Annotated in this window: 2 protein-coding genes; both read left to right on the forward strand. The window is 32.4% G+C overall.

The features are described 5' to 3' along the window. The first annotated feature begins 122 nt into the window (after positions 1-122). Positions 123-848 (forward strand): hypothetical protein, encoded by a 726-nt coding sequence (locus BUB82_RS11455; RefSeq protein WP_073193761.1) that lies wholly within the window; start codon positions 123-125, stop codon positions 846-848. A gap of 1,232 nt (positions 849-2,080) precedes the next feature. After that, positions 2,081-2,938 (forward strand): restriction endonuclease, encoded by an 858-nt coding sequence (locus tag BUB82_RS11465; protein WP_073193763.1) that lies wholly within the window; start codon positions 2,081-2,083, stop codon positions 2,936-2,938. The last annotated feature ends 202 nt before the right edge of the window (positions 2,939-3,140 follow it).

Consider the following 3,140-nt stretch of genomic DNA (forward strand, 5'->3'; position numbering starts at 1 on the left):
AGCTGAAATGATAATTTTGAGTATTTTAAAAAATAAAAAGTTTAACCGATAGGCAAGTGTTTTTTTAGTCGCCACTATTGTTATACAAATCCGTTAGGCTTTATTAAAAACCGAACGACTAAATGATTCCGACAACATTTATAAATTATGCGGCTGACACTCTTGCAGAAACCCAAGACGGTCTAACAGGAAGCCGAATAGCCGAATACAGTGCAGCATATGCAATTGACTTTGATGTCGAAATACCATACCCAGAATATCCTTTTCCAGCGGACTTACCGAATAAAAGAACTGCACTTAGGGAAAACCTAAAAGCCTTTAGTCCAGAGCAACAATTCAAAGTAATTAAGGAATTATCAGAGCTTCCACACTTTGAAAATAACGCAGGAGTTAAAGACCTGAAAATAAAGCTAATTTCAAGGTATGGAGCTTTAGGCGAAGGAAACGCAAAAGAAGAAATTAATGAGTCCTTAGTTGAAGAAACCCAGCATTGGTTGACTGAGTATCCGGACGTTCTGAAACTTTATAACGACTGTCTTGAAAAGCACTCAAATGGAATACACCAAAGAAATTTATTGGATGACCTCAGACTTTCCTTGGAAACATTGCTTAAAAATGTACTTGGAAATGGTAAATCGTTGGAAAATCAAATTGCTGATTTGGGGAAATTTATAAATGACCGAGACGGCTCAAAGGAACTAAATAATATGTTCTTAAAACTGATTGACTATTTCTCGAAATATCAAAACACCTATGTAAAACATAACGACAATGTAAACGATAATGAAGTTGAAATCATTATTGAGATGGCAAGCTCATTTATGAAATTTATCGTGAGAATAAAATAACAAAGCCTAACATTGGCTATACGTAATGCGGGAGAAAGTGCTGATATGAAAGTAATTACATTAAATAAACTTTTCGGTAGGCGGACAGTTAAGTGCTTCGAAAACCCGCACTACGCATAGCCGAGATCGTTACACACAAACACTCCAAAAAAATCGATTCAAATAAATGACTGTTGAAAAACTTAATTTAACAAATATTTCATAAAACGAATTGAAAAGCTTTTTTTGTAAATTTTTTTTTAAAATAATTAAAATATAATTGTATGGAATTGCATTACACATACCTTAAATGGTTATTAACAATCACAATAGTCTTAATATTGTTTCAACTTATCTCAAAAAAAAGAAATTATTTAATTTTACTAGTCTTGGTATTATTACCAACTTGGATAATACTATCAATTTTAAGAGGTTTAGAGTACTATGTATTTAACGGTTCTGGACAATTGTTTTATTTAAAGGGTTTTATAAATTTACTTGCGGAAACATTACCAACATTAATTCTTTTTGGTGCATCAACATTTTTTATTAGACACATTATTTATTGTAACAAGAATGAAAAATAGTCTAACTTGACTATAAATTAATAGCTCTAAAACGATGACTAGTTATACATGGCGGATTTTAATTACCACAATTTTCAGCACTTAAACTTCTTGAGTATGCTTTATTTGACTAAGAATTGAATTTTTGGCTAAAAAAAATTTTATGATAAAACTTCGTAAAAATTGAGCAGCATAAATCGCCGTTAGGAATCTGAATTTACAAAGCATCGCCTAAAATAAATTGAAAACTGTTTTTTTAAGTCGAAGATTCCGTTTCAAACGAAAATCTTATAAAAATTGACCTTATTCGAATGTTGAGCATTGAGCTATTATCTGAATTTTAATAGCAAAACGCGGAAAAGCAACGCAGTGGAATTTTTGGCTTGTTTGAAAACAAATGAATTCACTCTTGAAAACAGAATTCGAGAATTTAGATTTTTAAAGCAAAACTTCTGCTCTACTCGACAGAATTGAATAGCACATCGGAAAATATTGGAAACGTGAAAAGTGTTTCGTTCCAAGCAGTGCGTGTCGTGTCAGTGTGTAACAACGGCTATAATGCATTGCGGGTTGGAATTTTCTATTGAAAATTCCAGTTAAAAGTGTATTTTCGTTTACCAGCGGAATAATTCTGCGAATGATTCCGCAACGACATCATAGCCAAGACCGTTGCCACCAATTTGAAAAATGAACTGGAAAAAATACGAAAAGGAAATATTTGAAATTTTCAGGAATGAATATTCAGACGCCGAAATAACTCTCGATGCGAAAATTGTTGGCAGATATTCCAAAAGAAGCAGACAAATTGATATTCTAATTGAACAATATGTTGCGGGGAATAGATTGAGAATTGCAATAGACGCAAAGTTTTTTAATAAAAAAATAGATGTAAAAACCGTTGAAAACTACATCTCTATGTTAAATGACATAGAAGCACATAAAGGACTTTTGATTACGAATGTTGGATATTCACAGACTGCTTTAAATCGAGCTTATTATGACCCGACTGATATAGAACTTGACATTTTGAATTTTGACCAGCTAAAGGAATTTCAAACAGAATATGCTCTGCCCTTTGCTGGAAATAATGCTGTTGACCTATTTGCACCATTCGGTTGGATTATAGATGCTAGAAGTTGTCCGAATTGGTTAGCTACGCTTTATCAGAGAGGTGCTGAGTTTGATGTTGAAATGGACGAATGGATGTATGTAAACTTTTGGAATAGAAAAGAAAACAATGACACCATTGATGACTTATTGAAAATTCAAAAAGACGGATTTGATCAAGGTAATTATGAGGTTGAAATTGAGTATTTAAATACTATAAAAAGAAAAGACTCTAAAGTTGTTTTAAGAAAGGTTAAATACAAGAAACATCCAATTCCTGAATATACTGGATTTGTTGAATTTGAGGATTTTATATTTTATATTGTTATGTTTTCACCTGTCGAACTATTTAAAAAAAATATAAGGAAAATGGAAAATATTTTGACCACTATAAAACCTAGGAGAATTGAAATAAAAACTGGTGGCAACAATGTATAACCGCAATTACGGCGGTTTCGATTACATCCGAATCCACTCGGAATTGCTAAGGTCTGTGCATAACCGAAAATTAACGCATATTAACCCGTAACTGACGGTTATACGAGACCGTTACACATAAACACTCCGAAAAAACTCGGGTTGGATATATGAAAGTTAAGAATCTGAATTTAACAAGCATTACCTGAAACGAATTGAAAAG

Source organism: Psychroflexus salarius (assembly GCF_900129035.1).
In the GTDB taxonomy this organism is placed as follows: domain Bacteria; phylum Bacteroidota; class Bacteroidia; order Flavobacteriales; family Flavobacteriaceae; genus Psychroflexus; species Psychroflexus salarius.

Coding starts and splice junctions, on each gene's coding strand:
- BUB82_RS11455 (WP_073193761.1), top strand. CDS start 123: ATGATTCCGACAACATTTATAAATTATGCGGCTGACACTCTTGCAGAA.
- BUB82_RS11465 (WP_073193763.1), top strand. CDS start 2,081: ATGAACTGGAAAAAATACGAAAAGGAAATATTTGAAATTTTCAGGAAT.